We start from the raw sequence: 16421 nt of genomic DNA on the forward strand, positions 1-16421 counted from the left end.
AATGACGGAGAAAGTATATGTAATTCATGAAAACGAGGAATGGACGGTCCATTTATTCCGGCGCTTGGATGAACTCGGGGTGCCCTATGAAGATTGGTTTACCGACGCAGGGTCGGTCGATTTAACGACTGACCCGCCGCAAGGGGTTTTCTATAACCGCATGAGCGCTTCTTCGCATACGAGAGGGCATCGCTTTGCGCCTGAAATGGCTGAAGCGAAAATTGCCTGGCTTGAGCGCCACAACCGCCGCGTCGTCAATGGCAGCCGTGCACTCAGGCTTGAAGTGAGCAAAGTGAACCAATACATGGCGCTTGACGCAGCCGGCATCCAGACGCCGAAAACGGTGGCGGTGAGCGGCAAGGAACAGCTTCTCGAAGCGGCATCTGCTTTTGAGGGAGAATCGTTTATCACTAAGCACAACCGTGCCGGAAAAGGGCTCGGCGTCCGGTTGTTCCATTCATTAGAAGCGCTGGAGGAATATGTGGGCGGTGATGAATTCGACGAATCCGTCGATGGCATCACCTTATTGCAGCAATACATCCAATCACCTGAGCCGTTTATCACGCGTTGTGAATTCGTCGGCGGCAAATTCCTCTACGCAGTGCGCGTGGATACATCGGAAGGCTTCGAATTATGCCCAGCCGATGCCTGCCGTCTTGAAGACATCTCTTGCCCAGCAGACGGCGCATTGGAAACACGCCCGAAATTCCAGGTCATCGAAGGCTTTGATGATCCAATTATCGCCAAGTACGAACGTTTCCTTAAAGAAAACGGCATTGAAGTGGCGGGCATCGAATTTATCCAGAATGCTGGGGGCGAGCTATTTACTTACGATGTCAACACCAACACAAATTACAATGCCGATGCAGAAGCCGAAAGCGGCACCTATGGCATGCTGGAACTGGCGAAGTATCTAGAGAGTCAGCGGCAAACCGTCCCGGCTTTCGCAAAGTAAAGAAAGAACATAAGAAAGAACGGCCCGAGCAGTGCAGACCGGGCCGTTCTTTTTTTCGTGCCGTTGGCTGGACGTTTACCTCTCGCCATTCAAGGGAACGGTTGAAAAAAGGGATTTGTTTGTGGAAGGGAGTGAAATCGCGATGGATAAGGAAACTAAGGAAGTGGAAGAACGGACGCCTTCGGAACCTGAAGATGTGGCCGATGTGGACAGCAAAGAATTGAAAACGGCGTCAAAATTCGATGGCATTTATAGCCGCGTCTCCTCGAACCGTATCGAAAATCTGCGCACGACCCATATCGAAAACAAGGCGAAGGAATTAGCGCGCAAAGGACGCCGCTAAGCTACTCTTCACGCGGTAATTTTTCCATGGCATTTGCGACTTCAAACGCCAAATCATCATTACCGAATGATTGGAGAACTTCGAGCAAGACATCGCCGCCGATGTCGTATTCGAAAGCTTCGGTTTCTTCCATTGCGGTTTTCAGCAGCTGGTTCTCAGCTTGTGCCGGATATGCCGCTGTATAAAGTGCAAGCGGGTCGACTTTATGGTTGACGCACCATTGCACAAATACACGGACCATCGTTTCTTCGTCTTGCTGGTATTTCTTGATGATAAAATCTTCACGGCTTTCGTATTCCATGCAGATCACTCCTTTTACAGAATCTTGGGATGTTTTCACAATAGCAGATAAATCATTCGGTTGCATGGACTTCCTGCATTGTTTGCTCTAAAATGGTCCATAGCACTGATAGTATCGGAGGGGAAAGAATGAAATTACTTCAAGTACGAAAAGGACAATTCGTTTATTACAAAAACGAATTGCACAAAGTCTATTCCGTCAAGCCGCTCGCTAAAAAATCGGTTTTGATGTTCCGTGTCAAAGACATGGAGCAAGTGGCGAGCCGCGCTGACGAAGTATCGCTCTATAAGCCGAAACATATGGATTCATTCATGTTCTTCGGCGAGCGCTACACATTGCGCGAAGACGTACCGGCAGAAGAAGGCGGCTACATTTTGATCGCCAAGCCGGACCCGGATTATATGGACCATTATTCCTTGAACGAGTTCGAGAAAATCGAATCGGTTGAAGGCAAGAATGTCATTACGACAAGACAAAACACGGTCAAGTCGAGAGAATTCTTCGTGATGGTTCCGGGAGAAGAGCAAGGCAGCAACGATATTGCGTACTTCGACAAAGCAAAAGTGTCGGCAGAACAGCAGCAGCATGATGCCCAGCTTGCAGACGATCTGCGCGACAGAAGCTCGATCCGCCCGTCAATCGGCGATGTCTATTTGAACCTTGATAACACAGGGACGGCTATGGTTGTCGCTATCATGGGCGAAGAAGTGACGCTTGGCACAGGCGATAAGCTGACGTTCCACGACTTGCACAAAGCGGACAACTGGAGCTACCTCTACAACGTAGCGGACGGCGATTTCCGTTAATTTCCTGTATTGAAAAAAAGGCAAGGCGGACTCATTCGAGTCGCCTTGCCTTTTGGCTACAATCTGAAAGGCAGCAAATAGCTGCCTTTTTTTGTTGTCGAGAAAAATTTAAAACCGGTGCTTTCCAAAGCTTCGCCTCGTTCATTCATTGACCGCTTTTGTTGATTCTTCGATTCACTACTTCACTAATTCTTTATTTCACCAGGACATCCTGGAATTCCTTAGTGTCGTCAATTACTTTTTTAGCGTATGGGCATTGCGGGTCTATTGACTTGCCTTCGTTTCTTGCGTGCTCGACCATCTTACCGACCAGTTCCTTGCCCATGCCTTGCCCGCTAAGCTGTGGTGCCACTTCGGTATGGTCAACTGTTAGCACATCGCCGTTTTCGACGTAGCTGACAAAGCCCACTTCCTCAGAACCGTCGAACATGGCGATGCGGTTGTCTTGATGTTGAAAATCCATTTAATTTTCCTCCTTTTTAAAAAAGCATTCTACTTAAATGGTATTCCCGTTCTTTTCAATAATATGCATAGCGGGTATGGAAGAAAAAAGGAGGGATGGCATGGAGGCCAACCAGAAAGAACACCAGGCAGTCGAACAGATCGAAGAAATCTTCGGTGAGCATAAAAGCTATCGGCGTGCGCATGCCAGAGGCGCAGGATACAAAGGGCTATTCCAAGGCAGCGGAGATGCCACCGACTTGACCGATGCTGCGCATTTTCAAAACGCAAAGGTGCCGGTACTTGTGCGCTTTTCCCATTTCTCGCCAGATCCCACTTGGGCGGATGCCATGTCGCCGGTCAAAGGCATGGCAGTCCAATTCAAGATCGGGCCGGAAGAGGTGACGAATATCGTATCAGTGACTTCACCGGTATTTTTTACCCGTTCGCCTGAACGTTTCGTGGAGATGCTTGAAGTATCACGGTCTTTTCAAAAGGGCCGCCCGAAATTGGGGGAGCTGGCAGAATTGCTGACGGATTTTCCTGAGGTGAGGGCGATGTTCTCGAGCATGAAAAAAATGACGGTGCCGGAAAGTTTCGCAACGGGCATCTATCATTCCATCCACGCTTTCTATTTTGAGAAGCAAGGCAAGAGACAGGCAGTCAAATACGTATTCGAGCCAGATGCTGGGGAAGACAAGCGTTCCTTAAAGGATATGAAAGATTTGCCTTTCGGCTATTACGAACGGGAATTGGCTGAGCGAACCGCACGCAGCCCCGTGTCTTTCAAGCTGTATGCCATCATCGGTGAAACAGGCGACCCGACGGACGATCCGACGCGCGATTGGCCGAAAGATCGTGAACGAATCTTTCTTGGAAACTTGGTAATCGAAGCGCCAGAAGAAGAAGCCGAACAAGCGCTGTACGATCCGACTGTAATGACCGCAGGCCTCAGTTGTTCGGATGATCCGATTCTCCAGTTCCGCCGGGGTGCATACCGGTATTCCTATGACAAACGCATAGCTGAAAATGAATGAGCGAAGCGCCAGCCATGCGAAAAGCTCCTGGAAATTCGCTTTCCTAAATGAAAAGACAGCCCGCTAAATTACAGTGGGCTGTCTTTTTCAATAGAGATTGCCTTGTTTATGCAATACAGTCGATAGGCGCTGCACGGCATGGATAAAGCAATTTTCACGAAGTGGATATGGGTCTCCAAAGTATTGGGGAAGGATGGTATCCATTGTTTCCTGCATTTTTTCCAGTAACAGGCGAAATACTTCCGATTCTTCGTGATATTGTGTTTCGCGGCCTTGCAGCCATTCAAGGTAAGAGACAATGACGCCGCCAGCATTGGCTAAGATATCCGGGATGATGATAACCCCTTGATTGTCCAAATACTCATCAGCAACGCGCGTCGTCGGTGCGTTTGCGCCTTCTACGATGATCTTGGCTTGGATGCTTTCCATATTATCTTGGTGGATTTGGTCTTCAAGTGCCGCCAAAAAGAGTACATCGACGGGCAGAGTCAATAATTCATCGCGTCCCCGGATTTCTGCTTTGATGCCGGATTTGCCAAGTTCTGCGGCATCTTTCGGCAAATCTCCCCGATTGCCGGAAGTGAAAGCGATCAAACTTGGGATATCGAGGCCGTCTTCATTATAAAGGGTGACATTGCGGTCGCTGACGGCGGTTATTTGGTTATTCAGGGCCCGGCATTGATAGGCTTCGAGTGCAGCGACAGATCCGACGTTCCCGAATCCTTGGACCGCCATCTTCAAAGGGCGTTCCGCATGCTCCAAAGCTGTCTGTGCGAAAATATTACCTGAATTTTCCAGGTGTTCTTTGTGTGCCAGCACGTAATCATGGATTAAATAGCGGAAAGTGAAATAAACGCCTTTTCCGGTCGCTTCCCGGCGCCCGAGAGAACCGCCGTTAACGACGCTTTTGCCAGTAAAACTCCCGAGATAAGGCTTGCCGTGGTGGATTTTTTTATACTCTGCCATCATCCAGTCCATTTCACGTTCGCCAGACCCCATATCGGGTGCTGGGATATCTTTGTCCGGCCCGATGACATCAGCGAAATAGCGCACATATTTGCGCGACACGATATTCAATTCCTTTTCGCTGTAATTTCGTGGATTGATGACAATGCCGCCTTTGCCGCCGCCAAATGGAACTTGGTGAAGGGCATTTTTCAAGGTCATCAAAAAGGCCAGATTGACGACTTCTTCTTCATTGACCCCCTCGTAAAAACGGATGCCTCCTTTATAGGGACCTAAGCTATCGTTATGCTGCACCCGGTAAGCGGGGATTCGTTCGATCGTACCGTCTTCCCGAGGAACGCGCAAAAATGATTTGTGGATATTATTCGGTGTGGAGATAATGGCGCTTAAAGAGTTGAACGCTTGTTTACGGACGCCGTCAGTTAAATCAGGAAGGAATTCCTTTTTTTCATATAAGGCATCGAGTGAATCCTGAATGATTTTCTTCGTTTCTTCTTCCACTGCAAGCACCTCCAAAAGTCATTACCTTCCTATACCCTTTCGCTGCGTCCATAAGCTATAGAAAACCCGCCGTTCGGTAACGGCGGGCGGGAAATTATTTCTTGCGCTGCATCAATTGAAGTTCTGCATTTAAGGCTTTAAACAACGCAATAACCATTAAAATCATGATGAATGAAAATGGCAAAGCCGCGATAATAATGGTGTTTTGCACAGCAGTCAATCCACCGACCGAAAGCAGGATTGCGGCGACGAGCGACTGGGCGATGCCCCAAAGAATCTTGATTTGGTTGCTCGGGAGCAAGGAGCCGTTTGTTGACTGCATGCCGAGCACGAAAGTCGCAGAATCTGCAGACGTGATGAAGAATGTGCTGACGAGCAAAATGGCAAGAATCGACATGATCATGCCAAGCGGTAAATGGCTGAATGCCGCAAACAAAGTTTGCTCTGTGGAAAAGGCCGTCAAATCAATGCCGCTTTTTTGCATATCGATAGCAGTCGTTCCGAAAGTCCCGAACCAAAATGACCCAAAGATTGTTGGTGCTAAAACAACACCGATCAAAAACTCACGGATCGTCCGGCCTTTTGAAACACGGGCGATGAACATGCTGACAAACGGCGCCCAAGCAATCCACCATGCCCAATAGAAGATGGTCCAGCTATCCAACCAGCTGCGATTTTCAGTATTAAGAGGAGCGGATTGGAAGCTTAATCCAATGAGATTTTGAATATAAGCCCCGAAAGTTTCGGTATAGATATTCAAAATTAAGATGGTCGGCCCGAGAACAAGAACGAGTGCAAGGAGCGTGATCGCCAGCACCATGTTCGTATTGGAAAGGTACTTGATGCCTTTATTAAGGCCGGACCAAGCCGACATGATAAACAGCAATGTCACTACGGCGATGATGACGATCTGCACCCATTCTTCTTGAGGGGCGCCGAAAAGATAGGCAATCCCGCCATTGATTTGAGCAGCGCCAAATCCGAGCGAAGTAGCTACGCCAAATACGGTAGCGAATACAGCCAAAACGTCGACCAATGTGCCGAGCGGGCCGTTCATTCGATCACCGAATAAAGGTTTTAGTGTAGATGAGATGAGGGCAGGTTCTCCTTTGCGGAATTGGAAGAAAGCCAAGGACAAGGCGACCATTCCATACATTGTCCAAATGTGGATGCCCCAATGATAATAAGTACGTTGCAGGGCTTCTTTAAACGCTTCGTCCGACCCTATTTCAGCAGTGGCCGGTTGAATTGCAAAATGCGATAGTGGCTCAGCTGCCCCATAGAAGACCAGGCCGATTCCCATGCCTGCTGAAAATAGCATAGAGACCCAAGTGAAAGTAGAAAACTCCGGACGGTCCGAATCGCGGCCGAGCCTGATTTTGCCGTAAGGGCTGAAAATAATCACAATGACGAGAATCAGGAGGATTGCCATGATTGTAAGGTAATACCAGCCGAAAGCAGTATTAATATAGTTGCGAATGGTTACAGTGCCTTGCTCAAATAATTCCGGAGCGATGACCCCGAAACCGACAGTCAAAATGACGAGTGCGAATGCGATATAAAAAACTTTAGTTGCTTTGTTCATGTTTCCTCCTATGATGTTTTTTTAACATAACTATTAAAGGTATAGGATTGTGGAGGAATAGTCAAATGCTTAGGTGATATTAAAAAAAGCCGTATCTTTATATAGCAATTGGGCAAATTTGGTTATTAGGCAGCCGATTTTTCGGCGTGTAAATTTCATTTCGTGTAAGTTTCATTTATAGAGAGAAATAAAAAAAGCCCCGCACATTCCACGCGGGGCATTGACTTACCAGCCATTCCATTCGTTTTGCTGTTCCTCTTCCGCGACGATGCGCAGATCGTCGGCGGTAATGATAAGGATGTCGTATTCATTCTTGTCGGCATAACGTTCGGCTTCTTGTTTGATGAACTTTGGTGAGCCTTCCGTTTCCTCGTCGTAAATCAGCAGGATGCCGTCGGAATTTCGGAGGAAGAACTTGTTTTTCTCGACAAACTGCCACGGCGCTTCGTAAGGCTTATTCGTCAAGCTGCGGTGAAAATCGGCTTGAGATAGAAGGAATTCATATTTTTCCTGTTTGGCTTCGTTCCAATTTTTCTCCTGGTCCTCGAAAGGCGTGAGAATGGCGAAATGCAGCTGCGGAAATTCCTCCTGCAACTCGATCACCACTTCAGCAGCCCAAGTTTCGACACCGAGCTGGCCGCTCAGGATCACCCATTCGAGCCCTTCGTCGATTAATGTGCGCAGGCGGTTTTCGAGCGCTTTCTTGATAAAGCGAACGCCTTCGTGCTTGTCGTCGAATATGCCGAGCTCATGTGGTTTATAGCCGGTGATGACTAAGCGTTTAAGCATATCGTCTCCTCCTTTATGCAATTCAGTGTTATCAGTTTAACGCATTTTCTTTCATTATGGAGAATGCACGGCTTGTTTGCATCAACAGTCTTTCGGTAACTGAATATTCACTCTTATGTTAAGCTAGACGAAAAAAGGAGTGAGGCCAGTGGTCAATATTGAAGACGTGGAGCAAGCAAGAAGCCGCATTCAAGACATCATCCATAAAACGCCGATTGTGCATTCGCAGTCGCTCCAGGAAAAATGGGGGCGCCGAGTGTTCTTCAAGGCGGAGCATTTGCAGAAGACGGGATCGTTCAAGATTCGTGGAGCTGCGAACGCTGTGACCAATGCTGTGTCGGATGGGGCGACACTCGTAACGGCCGCTTCTTCGGGAAATCACGGCCAAGCAGTCGCTTATGTGGCCAATGAGCTCGGCATCTCCTCTGTCATCGTCGTGCCGACGGATGCAAGCCCGGCAAAAGTCGCAGCAATCAAAGCGTATGGCGGGCAGGTGGAATATTGCGGCACGACTTCAGCGGAGCGGATTCCGCATGCCAAGTTGCTCGCGCACCAAATGAACGGCGTCTACATTCCTCCGTATGACCATCGCGACATTATCGCCGGACAAGGAACAACTGGCTTGGAGATGGTCGAGCAAATGCCGGATGCTGACGTCATCGTTGTGCCTGTCGGGGGCGGCGGATTGATTTCAGGGATCTTAACGGCTGTGAAAGCACGGCGTCCGGATGTATTGGTGATTGGCGCAGAGCCGGCGCTTGCGAATGACACGGCCTTATCTTTGGAGCGGGGGGAGATTACAGCGATCGGCCCGACCGAAACGATTGCCGACGGCTTGCGGACGTCGCAGCCGGGAGACCTGACGTTCCCGATTGTGAGCGAGCTGCTCGACGGGCTGGTGTTGGTAAAGGAACAGGAAATCATCGAAGCGATGCGCGATATCGCTGTACGCACCAAGCAATTGGTGGAGCCTTCAGGTGCAGTTGCGGCAGCTGCTGTCATGTCGGGCAAAGCAGGCACATCCGATCAAACCATCATCGCGGTGATTTCGGGAGGCAATGTCGACCTGCCGCGTTTCGCCGGCTTGCTGAACGCTGCTGAAACCGAATGAATCAAATTGCCTTGAGCCGAGTCCTGATCGTGATGGGGCTCGGCTTTTTGGCGTGGGAAGGCGATTGCATATTAGCGATGAAAACGGTAACATAAAGTTTAAGTATTCTGAACATACCGACTAGTCGGTATTTACAATGAAGGGGGAAACAATATGCCAGTAATGGATTTATTCGATCTAACAGGTAAGACAGCAATCGTGACGGGAGGCGGCCGAGGCCTTGGCGCACAAATTGCCGAAGGTTTCGCGGAAGCCGGCGCCAATGTGGTGCTATGTTCGCGCAAAGTGGAAGCATGCGAGGAGGTCGCCAAGCAACTCGAAGCGAAGGGTGTGAAAACTTTGGCGCTCGCTTGCGACGTCACCAATCCACAAGATGTCAAAAATGTCGTCGAGAAGACCGTCGAGGCGTTCGGAACGATTGATATTCTCGTAAACAATTCAGGGGCTTCCTGGGGAGCGCCGGTATCTGAGATGCCGCTTGAAGCATGGAATAAAGTGATGGCAGTCAATGTCACTGGGACGTTTCTCATGAGCCAGGCAGTTGGGGAAGTGATGATTCCGCAAAACAGCGGCAAAATTATCAACATCGCTTCAGTCGCCGGGCTCGGAGGGATTGACCCGCAGCTGATGGATGCGATCGGCTACAATACGAGCAAGGGCGCAGTGATCACGTTCACAAAAGACCTGGCCGCGAAATGGGGGCGCCATAATATCAAGGTCAACGCCATCGCGCCTGGTTTCTTCCCAACGAAAATGTCGAAAGACGTGATGAAGCATGGCGAGGAAGGCTTGTTGGCTAGAACACCGTTAAACCGTTTCGGGACAGATGAAGACTTGAAAGGCGCGGCTTTATTCCTGGCGGCGAAAGCATCGGATTATGTTACAGGCGATGTCGTGATGGTCGACGGTGGCATGCACGCCATGTAAGGAAACAAGCCGCTAAATGCAGTACATATTTGAACAAAAAAGGGGACGGAGAAGATGAAAGCTGAGGCAAATGTATACCGGGGCGCTGATTTCCTGATGAAAGCCGCGGGTCCGATCTTTACACCTGAACAGTTTACCGATGAACATAAAATGATTGCGAAAACAGCGAAGCAGTTTCTGGAGAAAGAAGTGCAGCCGCACAACGAGCGGCTGGAAGGGCAGGATTTCGAACTCGTCCAGGAGCTCTTTCACAAAGCGGGAGAACTAGGCCTTCTCGCGCACAGCATTCCGGAAGCTTACGGCGGGCTTGGCCTCGATAAAATCAGCAAAGGGCTGGTTGGCGAATCGCTCGGCCCGGCAGGCGGATATGGCGTGGCGCATTCCAACCATACGTGTATCGCGACGCTGCCGATCACGTATTTTGGAACGCCTGAACAGAAACAATATTATTTGCCGAAACTTGCAAGCGGCGAGTTTATCGGGGCGTATTGCCTGACAGAACCAGGAGCGGGTTCGGATGCCTTAGCTGCCCAAACGACCGCAGTGCTCAATGAACAAGGGTCGCATTATGTATTGAACGGCACCAAAATGTACATCACCAACGCCGCGTTTGCCGATACCTTCATTACCTATGCAAAAGTCGATGGCAAAGCGTTTACGGCATTTATCGTCGAAAAGAAACATCCTGGCTTATCGCTTGGGCCTGAAGAGAAGAAAATGGGCATCAAAGGGTCGTCGACGTGTCCAGTCATTTTTGAAGATTGTGAAGTGCCGGTGGAAAACGTGCTTGGCGAAGTCGGAAAAGGCCATCTTGTGGCATTGAACGTTCTGAATCTCGGGCGCTTTAATTTAGGATCGGCTTGTATGGGCGCTGCCAAATTCAGTTTATCGCTGGCGCTGGGCTACACGCAGGAGCGCAAGCAGTTTAATCGTGCCATTTCCGAGTTTTCGGCGACACAAGAAAAAGTGGCGGCGATGGCGATGCGCATATTCGCTTTGGAGTCGCTGCAATACCGGACCGCCGGCTATCTCGAAGAAGCGCTCGGCGAATTGTACGAATCGCAGGACCATGGATTGATCGCAAAGCGGATGATGGAATATGCCGCCGAATGCGCCATCTGCAAAGTATACGGCTCTGAGACCTTGGATTTTGTCGCGGATGAGAGCCTGCAGTTGTTCGGCGGCTACGGCTATATCCAGGAATACAAAATCGAGCAAGTGTACAGAGATTCACGCATCAACCGCATTTTCGAAGGCACGAATGAAGTGAACCGATTGCTCATTCCGGGCAATATGTTAAAAGCGGCCGCAAAAGGCGCATTTGACCTGGAAGCAGCAGCGACGCAAGCTGTTGAGGAAATGCAGACGCCGGAAGTTCCATATATCGGGACGCTTGCCCGTGAAACGGAAGCCGTACGGGCGATGCGGCGCGTCTTCCTCAGTATGCTCGGGCTTGCCGTAAAATCCTATGGGACTGGAATCGGCGAGCAGCAGGAGGTGCTGTTAAAACTTGCAGACATCGCAATTGCCTTGTATGCCGCTGAATCGGCGGTCGCGCGGGCGCAACAAGCGTTCGAGCAGGATGAGAAAAAAGCCCGGCATAAAGTGGAAATGACGCAAGTGTTCATCGATGATGCCTTGCTCGAAACCGAGATGACAGCGCGCCAAATAATCCAAGGCATGACAGAAGGAGAAGAGCTGGCGCGTTATACGGCGATGGCGACAGCAGAACTCAGTCGCCTGCAGCGCGGCGGGACGGTTATAGCTAAACGCCAATTGGCTCAAACGATTTATCAAGCAGGGCAGTATATCAGTTAAGGGGGAAAAGAGATGAAAGTGGTGAAATTCGAGGAATACGGCGGGCCGGAAGTGCTTCAGTATATTGATTCTGAGCAGCCGGAGCCGAAAGATCATGAAGTGCTCATTGAAGTGAAAGCAGCAGGCGTCAATTATGCCGATACGGCAAGACGTGAAGGGAAATATGTCGTGCCGACCGAATTGCCTTATATACCAGGCTCTGAAGTAGCGGGAGTGGTTGTCGAAACTGGAGCAGGTGTCACGCGCTTCAAATCGGGCGACCGCGTCGTCGCCTTGATCGAATCATCGGGCTACGCTGAATATGCGGCGATTCCGGAACAGGTCTTGACGCCGGTTCCGGAAGGCGTCAGTTTTGAAGAAGCAGTGGCATTGCCGCTTCAAGGCTTGAGCGCTTACCATATTTTGAAAACGATGGGCCGTTTGGAGCCTGGAGAAACGGTATTGATCCACGCTGCCGCAGGAGGCGTCGGGACGATTGCCGTGCAGCTTGCGAAACTTTTCGGTGCTGAAAAGATCATCGCTACGGCGAGCACGGAAGAAAAACTGTTCCATGCCGAGAAGATGGGCGCCACTCATTTGGTGAATTATAGCGAAGATGGCTGGGTAGGGCGTATCAAAGAAATCACTGAAGGAAAGGGCGTCGATTTGGCCCTTGAAATGGTTGGGGGCAGCGTCTTCAACGATACGCTGAAGACTTTGGCACCGTTCGGGCGATTGGTCATTTTCGGTGCGGCAAGCGGAGAGCAGGCGACATTTGCGCCGGGCCAATTGATGAAGCGCAATCAATCGGTCATCGGCTTTTTCCTGCCGCAGATTATGCGCAAGCCGGAATTATTCCAGAAAAGCTTTCAGGAACTGCTTGGATATATGGATAGCGGGCAATTGAAATTGACGATCGGCGGCACGTATCCGCTTGAACAAGCGGCTGATGTGCACGAATTGCTGCAAAGCCGCAAAACGATCGGCAAGCTGGTACTGAAACCATGAACGACGTCCGACAAGCCGAAACCCAAAAGCTCTTTAACGCACTTGGGTTGAAACTCGTGAAGCACCCCTTGCCGTTTAGGCTAAACCACGTCAATTGCTTCATGGCAAAAGGGGAGAAAGCCTGGACGATTATCGATACCGGATTGAACAATGACGTATCAAGAGAGTTGTGGAAGCAGGAAATCGGGAATGATAAGGTGGAGCAGATTCTGCTGACCCATTATCATCCGGATCATTTTGGCTATTCAGGCGGCTTGCAGCAAAAGACCGGCGCACGGCTGTCGATGAGCAAAATCGATGCGGATGCAGGTATGAAATCCTGGGATGATGCATTTTTGAATGCCTTGCCAGGCTATTACAAGGCAGCGGGCATCCCACAGGAAGCGGCTCAGGAAATGGCGGACAACACGAGAGCTTTCCAACCGCTTATTTCCCCGCTGCCGAAAGTAAATCATTATTTCGAAGAAAGAGAGAAAATCTGCATCGGCCGCTTTGAATACGAAGTGCTGTTCGTGCCAGGACATTCGGATGGCATGGTGTGTTTTTATCAACGCGAGCACAATGCGCTATTGGCGGCGGACCATATTTTGCCGCGTATCACGCCGAATATTTCCTATTGGTTTCACGGCGACCCGAATCCGCTTCTGACGTATATGCATTCTTTGGAGAAAATCCGTGAACTGGATGTGGAGTGGGTCATCCCATCCCATGGCGAAGCGTTCCAAGGGGCTAGCAAACGAATTGATGAATTGCTTGCCCATCACGAAGAACGCTTGGATGCGACTTGGCGGATGCTTGAACAGCCGCTAACGATTTTCGAAGTGCGCGAGCGTTTATTCGACCGGCCGTTGACGGTCCACGAAATGCGCTTTGCGGTCGGCGAAACTTTGGCCCATCTTGAGTATTTGCGCGCTGAGGGCGGATGCGAACGGGTGATGGAAGCGGAGCGCTGGATTTATAAACAAACTTAAAAAGGATGTGTCAGGATGAGAATGTTGATGGTAGGAGCAGGCGGCATCGGAGGTTATTTCGGTGCGCGTTTGTTGGAAAAAGGAGAAGACGTAACATTTCTGGTTAGGGAAGGACGCAAGAAAAAGATTGAAGAGGGTGGCTTGCGTGTCAACAGCCGGCACGGAGATCTGCATCTACAGCCGGCTCTTTTAACAAAAACGATGCAAGCCGAGCCGTTCGATATCATTCTTCTATCGACAAAAGCTTATCAGCTTGAACAAGCTATCGAAGACATCCGTCCGTTTGTTGGTGAAGAGACAATGATTTTGCCACTATTGAATGGCATCGCCCATGTTGAACAGCTCGTCTCTGCATTCGGGGAAGAGGCGGTGATCGGCGGCTTATGCTTTATCGAAACCACTATCGGTGAAGACGGATCGATTGTCCAGACGAGCCCGATCCATCAATTGGTTTACGGGGAACGGGGCGGTGAGCGGACAGCCCGCATCGACAAATTAAAATCGCATTTCGATGGAACAAAAGCGGAATTTGTTTTGAGTGATGACATCGATCAGGACATGTGGCATAAATATATGTTCATCACGGCGATGTCCGGCATTACCTCGCTTATGGAATCGCCCATCGGCCCGATTCGCAAGCTGCCGTCTGGCCAATCCGCCATTCAGTCGCTCCTCGAAGAACTTGAGGCGGTGATGATGGCAATCGACGCGCCGATCAAAAAAGGGATCGCCGCCATCCAGCTCGACAAAGTGAACAGCATGGACGACAGCATGAAATCATCGATGCAGCGTGATATGGAGAAAGGCCAAGGCATCGAAGTCGATCACCTGCAAGGGCATCTCATCGAAAAAGCACAGCAAGCCGATGTTCCGGTTCCGGTGCTTGAAACAGTTTATACGAAATTAAAATTATACGACGACAATAATAAACAGGAATAAAAAACAGAACATTTACAATATTTAATTAATACTCTATGATTGAAGGAGGTATGCAGAAATTTCAAAAAAATAAGAGGGAGTTGGGGAATGTGAATGCAATCGTTTTGGCTGCTGTGGGATTATTTATATTTGTTCTCGGATACCGTTTTTATTCCAAGTACATAGCAGAAAAGATTTTCAAGCTGGACCCGAATTACGTAACGCCGGCCCACCGTTATAAAGACGGGGTCGACTTTGTCCCGACCAATAAGTTCGTCTTATGGGGGCATCATTTTACATCTGTTGCAGGAGCTGCGCCGATTCTTGGACCAGCCATCGCTGTCTATTGGGGCTGGCTGCCAGCGGTCCTATGGGTCGTCTTCGGTACGGTATTCGCAGCCGGCGTCCATGACTTCGGAACACTGGCGCTTTCGGTGCGCAATAAAGGGCAATCTGTCGGGACGCTAGCCCACCGTTTGATCGGGCAGCGTGGAAAGATTTTGTTCTTGTTCATCATTTTGATCCTGGTTCTTATGGTCAACGCGGTATTCGCCTGGGTCATCGCGAACTTGTTCATCTCATATCCGGCTAGCGTCATTCCGGTATTTATCCAGATTCCACTCGCGGTTTGGATCGGTTATGCGGCTTATAAGAAAAACATGAAAATGCTCATCCCTTCTTTGATAGCGCTTGCAATCATGTACGGGACAGCTGTCATTTCCAGCCAAGTGGACTTTTTGCAAATCGACCTTGTCCGCTATATGGGCGGGGAAGAAGGTGCCGGCTTGTTCGGTCTTGGGGCCATTTCCAGTGCGTTCTTCATCTGGATTGTCGTGTTGATGATTTACGTCTACATTGCATCGACACTGCCGGTGTGGAAACTTCTCCAGCCGCGTGATTTCATCAACTCCCACCAATTGATCGTCGGCCTGGCAATTTTGTATCTGGGCCTATTGTTCACGAACCCTGAAATCACGGCTCCGGCAACCAATCCGGGAGCCGATGTTTCCTGGTTCCCATTGCTCTTCATCACCATTGCTTGTGGTGCGATTTCCGGTTTCCACGGACTCGTTTCTTCGGGTACTTCATCGAAGCAGCTGGATAAAGAAACCGATGCCCGCTTTGTCGGATACTTGGGAGCAGTCGGTGAAGGCGTGCTTGCCTTGATTTCGATTATCGCCGTCATCACGCTATTTCCAGACCGCGCGGCATTCAGTGCGTCTTATAGCAGCTTTGCAGATGCAAGCGGCGCCGGACTTGGAAACTTCATCGAAGGAGCGACAGTCCTTGCTTCCGGGTTGATGATTCCGGGATCGGTCGCTTCGACGATCGTATCGATCATCGTTGTTTCCTTCGCTGCCACAACGCTCGATACATCGGTGCGCCTCATGCGCTATATCATTTCTGAGCTCGGTGTTGAATACAAAGTGCCCCAGCTTGAGAAAAAGCATGTTGCGACGTCGATTGCGGTGCTTTCGAGTATGGCGTTGGTCATCTTGCCGGAAGGGCCGAACGGATTCGGTTCAGGCGGCTACTTGTTATGGCCATTGTTTGGGACATCCAACCAGCTATTGGCTGGAATCAGCTTGCTATTGATTTCGATTTGGCTGCGCAAGCTCGGCAGAAATTACATGATCACCATTATTCCGATGGTATTCTTGATGTTCATGACGCTATGGGCGATGTTCCAGCAAGTGTTCCTGCAATGGGCTTGGTACAACGAAGGATCGAATACATTGCTGTTCGTCTTCGGGGCCATCATTTTCGTCTTTACCTTATGGATTATCTTGACTGCTGCACAGGCGCTCATGAGTAAATCAAATCCTGGATTTTCAGACGAAGATTTGAAATAATGGCTTTACAGAAAGTTACAGTAAGCCTGCTGCCAATCAAACGTCCATTATTATAGTAGGAAATGCCAAGGGATCATATTCATGTGATCCCTTGTACTTTTTTCAGGAAGAG

The 16421-nt window shown here is 49.7% G+C and carries 16 protein-coding genes; 11 read left to right on the forward strand and 5 right to left on the reverse strand.

Annotated features, from left to right (window positions below):
• Nucleotide 1 precedes the first annotated feature (1 nt).
• Nucleotides 2–955 (forward strand): ATP-grasp domain-containing protein, encoded by a 954-nt coding sequence (locus G3255_RS01850; protein WP_211653032.1) that lies wholly within the window; start codon nt 2–4, stop codon nt 953–955.
• 142 nt (nt 956–1097) lie between these two features.
• Nucleotides 1098–1298, forward strand: a complete 201-nt coding sequence (locus tag G3255_RS01855) for a hypothetical protein (RefSeq protein WP_211653033.1) — start codon at nt 1098–1100, stop codon at nt 1296–1298.
• A 1-nt stretch (nt 1299) separates the two neighbouring features.
• On the opposite strand, the gene yxiS is transcribed toward G3255_RS01855, so the two are convergent.
• The gene (yxiS, locus tag G3255_RS01860) at nt 1300–1599 is read right to left on the reverse strand and encodes a protein YxiS (RefSeq protein WP_211653034.1); all 300 of its coding nucleotides are present in this window, start codon (nt 1597–1599) and stop codon (nt 1300–1302) included.
• 128 nt (nt 1600–1727) lie between these two features.
• On the opposite strand from yxiS, the gene G3255_RS01865 reads away from it, so the two are divergent.
• Entirely contained in the window at nt 1728–2405 is a 678-nt protein-coding gene (locus G3255_RS01865; RefSeq protein ID WP_211653035.1) for a hypothetical protein, read from the forward strand.
• 193 nt (nt 2406–2598) lie between these two features.
• Here the strand turns inward: G3255_RS01865 and G3255_RS01870 are convergent, their stop codons facing one another.
• Nucleotides 2599–2868: a GNAT family N-acetyltransferase gene (locus G3255_RS01870; protein WP_211653036.1), complete on the reverse strand. Its 270-nt coding sequence runs from the start codon at nt 2866–2868 to the stop codon at nt 2599–2601.
• Nucleotides 2869–2968: 100 nt separating this feature from the next.
• On the opposite strand from G3255_RS01870, the gene G3255_RS01875 reads away from it, so the two are divergent.
• Nucleotides 2969–3883, forward strand: coding sequence for a catalase (locus tag G3255_RS01875; RefSeq protein ID WP_211653037.1), 915 nt, complete (start codon nt 2969–2971; stop codon nt 3881–3883).
• Nucleotides 3884–3970: 87 nt separating this feature from the next.
• On the opposite strand, the gene G3255_RS01880 is transcribed toward G3255_RS01875, so the two are convergent.
• The 3 genes from G3255_RS01880 to G3255_RS01890 form a co-directional block, all read right to left on the reverse strand.
• Nucleotides 3971–5350 (reverse strand): Glu/Leu/Phe/Val family dehydrogenase, encoded by a 1380-nt coding sequence (locus G3255_RS01880; protein ID WP_211653038.1) that lies wholly within the window; start codon nt 5348–5350, stop codon nt 3971–3973.
• Between the two features lie 94 nt (nt 5351–5444).
• On the reverse strand, nt 5445–6935 hold the full coding sequence (locus tag G3255_RS01885; protein ID WP_211653039.1) for a glycine betaine uptake BCCT transporter: 1491 nt from the start codon (nt 6933–6935) through the stop codon (nt 5445–5447).
• A 225-nt stretch (nt 6936–7160) separates the two neighbouring features.
• Entirely contained in the window at nt 7161–7724 is a 564-nt protein-coding gene (locus G3255_RS01890; RefSeq protein WP_211653040.1) for an SLOG family protein, read from the reverse strand.
• Between the two features lie 148 nt (nt 7725–7872).
• Here G3255_RS01890 and G3255_RS01895 point away from each other — a divergent pair, with 148 nt between their 5' ends.
• The 7 genes from G3255_RS01895 (at nt 7873) to G3255_RS01925 (ending at nt 16309) form a co-directional block, all read left to right on the forward strand.
• On the forward strand, nt 7873–8835 hold the full coding sequence (locus G3255_RS01895; protein WP_211653041.1) for a threonine ammonia-lyase: 963 nt from the start codon (nt 7873–7875) through the stop codon (nt 8833–8835).
• Nucleotides 8836–8988: 153 nt separating this feature from the next.
• Nucleotides 8989–9762 carry an SDR family oxidoreductase gene (locus G3255_RS01900; protein ID WP_058381957.1) on the forward strand — a complete coding sequence of 258 codons (774 nt, stop codon included), beginning with the start codon at nt 8989–8991 and terminating at the stop codon, nt 9760–9762.
• 54 nt (nt 9763–9816) lie between these two features.
• Complete coding sequence (locus G3255_RS01905) at nt 9817–11580, forward strand: acyl-CoA dehydrogenase FadE (protein WP_211653042.1); 1764 nt, start codon at nt 9817–9819, stop codon at nt 11578–11580.
• 12 nt (nt 11581–11592) lie between these two features.
• The gene (locus G3255_RS01910; RefSeq protein ID WP_211653043.1) at nt 11593–12567 is read left to right on the forward strand and encodes a quinone oxidoreductase family protein; all 975 of its coding nucleotides are present in this window, start codon (nt 11593–11595) and stop codon (nt 12565–12567) included.
• On the forward strand, nt 12564–13538 hold the full coding sequence (locus tag G3255_RS01915; protein WP_211653044.1) for an MBL fold metallo-hydrolase: 975 nt from the start codon (nt 12564–12566) through the stop codon (nt 13536–13538). Before G3255_RS01910 ends, G3255_RS01915 begins: the two co-directional genes overlap by 4 nt.
• 15 nt (nt 13539–13553) lie before the next feature.
• A complete protein-coding gene (locus G3255_RS01920) occupies nt 13554–14477 on the forward strand; it encodes a ketopantoate reductase family protein (protein WP_211653045.1) in 924 nt (307 codons plus the stop codon).
• A gap of 89 nt (nt 14478–14566) precedes the next feature.
• On the forward strand, nt 14567–16309 hold the full coding sequence (locus tag G3255_RS01925; protein WP_211653046.1) for a carbon starvation CstA family protein: 1743 nt from the start codon (nt 14567–14569) through the stop codon (nt 16307–16309).
• The last annotated feature ends 112 nt before the right edge of the window (nt 16310–16421 follow it).

Source organism: Planococcus sp. MSAK28401 (genome assembly GCF_018283455.1).
Classification (GTDB): Bacteria; Bacillota; Bacilli; order Bacillales_A; family Planococcaceae; genus Planococcus; species Planococcus alpniumensis.

Bases quoted from the DNA above. Each gene is read 5' to 3' on its own strand.
- G3255_RS01865 (WP_211653035.1), top strand. From the start codon at position 1,728: ATGAAATTACTTCAAGTACGAAAAGGACAATTCGTTTATTACAAAAAC.
- G3255_RS01900 (WP_058381957.1), top strand. From the start codon at position 8,989: ATGCCAGTAATGGATTTATTCGATCTAACAGGTAAGACAGCAATCGTG.
- yxiS (WP_211653034.1), bottom strand. From the start codon at position 1,599: ATGGAATACGAAAGCCGTGAAGATTTTATCATCAAGAAATACCAGCAA.
- G3255_RS01920 (WP_211653045.1), top strand. From the start codon at position 13,554: ATGAGAATGTTGATGGTAGGAGCAGGCGGCATCGGAGGTTATTTCGGT.
- G3255_RS01915 (WP_211653044.1), top strand. From the start codon at position 12,564: ATGAACGACGTCCGACAAGCCGAAACCCAAAAGCTCTTTAACGCACTT.
- G3255_RS01855 (WP_211653033.1), top strand. From the start codon at position 1,098: ATGGATAAGGAAACTAAGGAAGTGGAAGAACGGACGCCTTCGGAACCT.
- G3255_RS01870 (WP_211653036.1), bottom strand. From the start codon at position 2,868: ATGGATTTTCAACATCAAGACAACCGCATCGCCATGTTCGACGGTTCT.
- G3255_RS01885 (WP_211653039.1), bottom strand. From the start codon at position 6,935: ATGAACAAAGCAACTAAAGTTTTTTATATCGCATTCGCACTCGTCATT.
- G3255_RS01850 (WP_211653032.1), top strand. From the start codon at position 2: ATGACGGAGAAAGTATATGTAATTCATGAAAACGAGGAATGGACGGTC.
- G3255_RS01910 (WP_211653043.1), top strand. From the start codon at position 11,593: ATGAAAGTGGTGAAATTCGAGGAATACGGCGGGCCGGAAGTGCTTCAG.
- G3255_RS01890 (WP_211653040.1), bottom strand. From the start codon at position 7,724: ATGCTTAAACGCTTAGTCATCACCGGCTATAAACCACATGAGCTCGGC.
- G3255_RS01875 (WP_211653037.1), top strand. From the start codon at position 2,969: ATGGAGGCCAACCAGAAAGAACACCAGGCAGTCGAACAGATCGAAGAA.
- G3255_RS01905 (WP_211653042.1), top strand. From the start codon at position 9,817: ATGAAAGCTGAGGCAAATGTATACCGGGGCGCTGATTTCCTGATGAAA.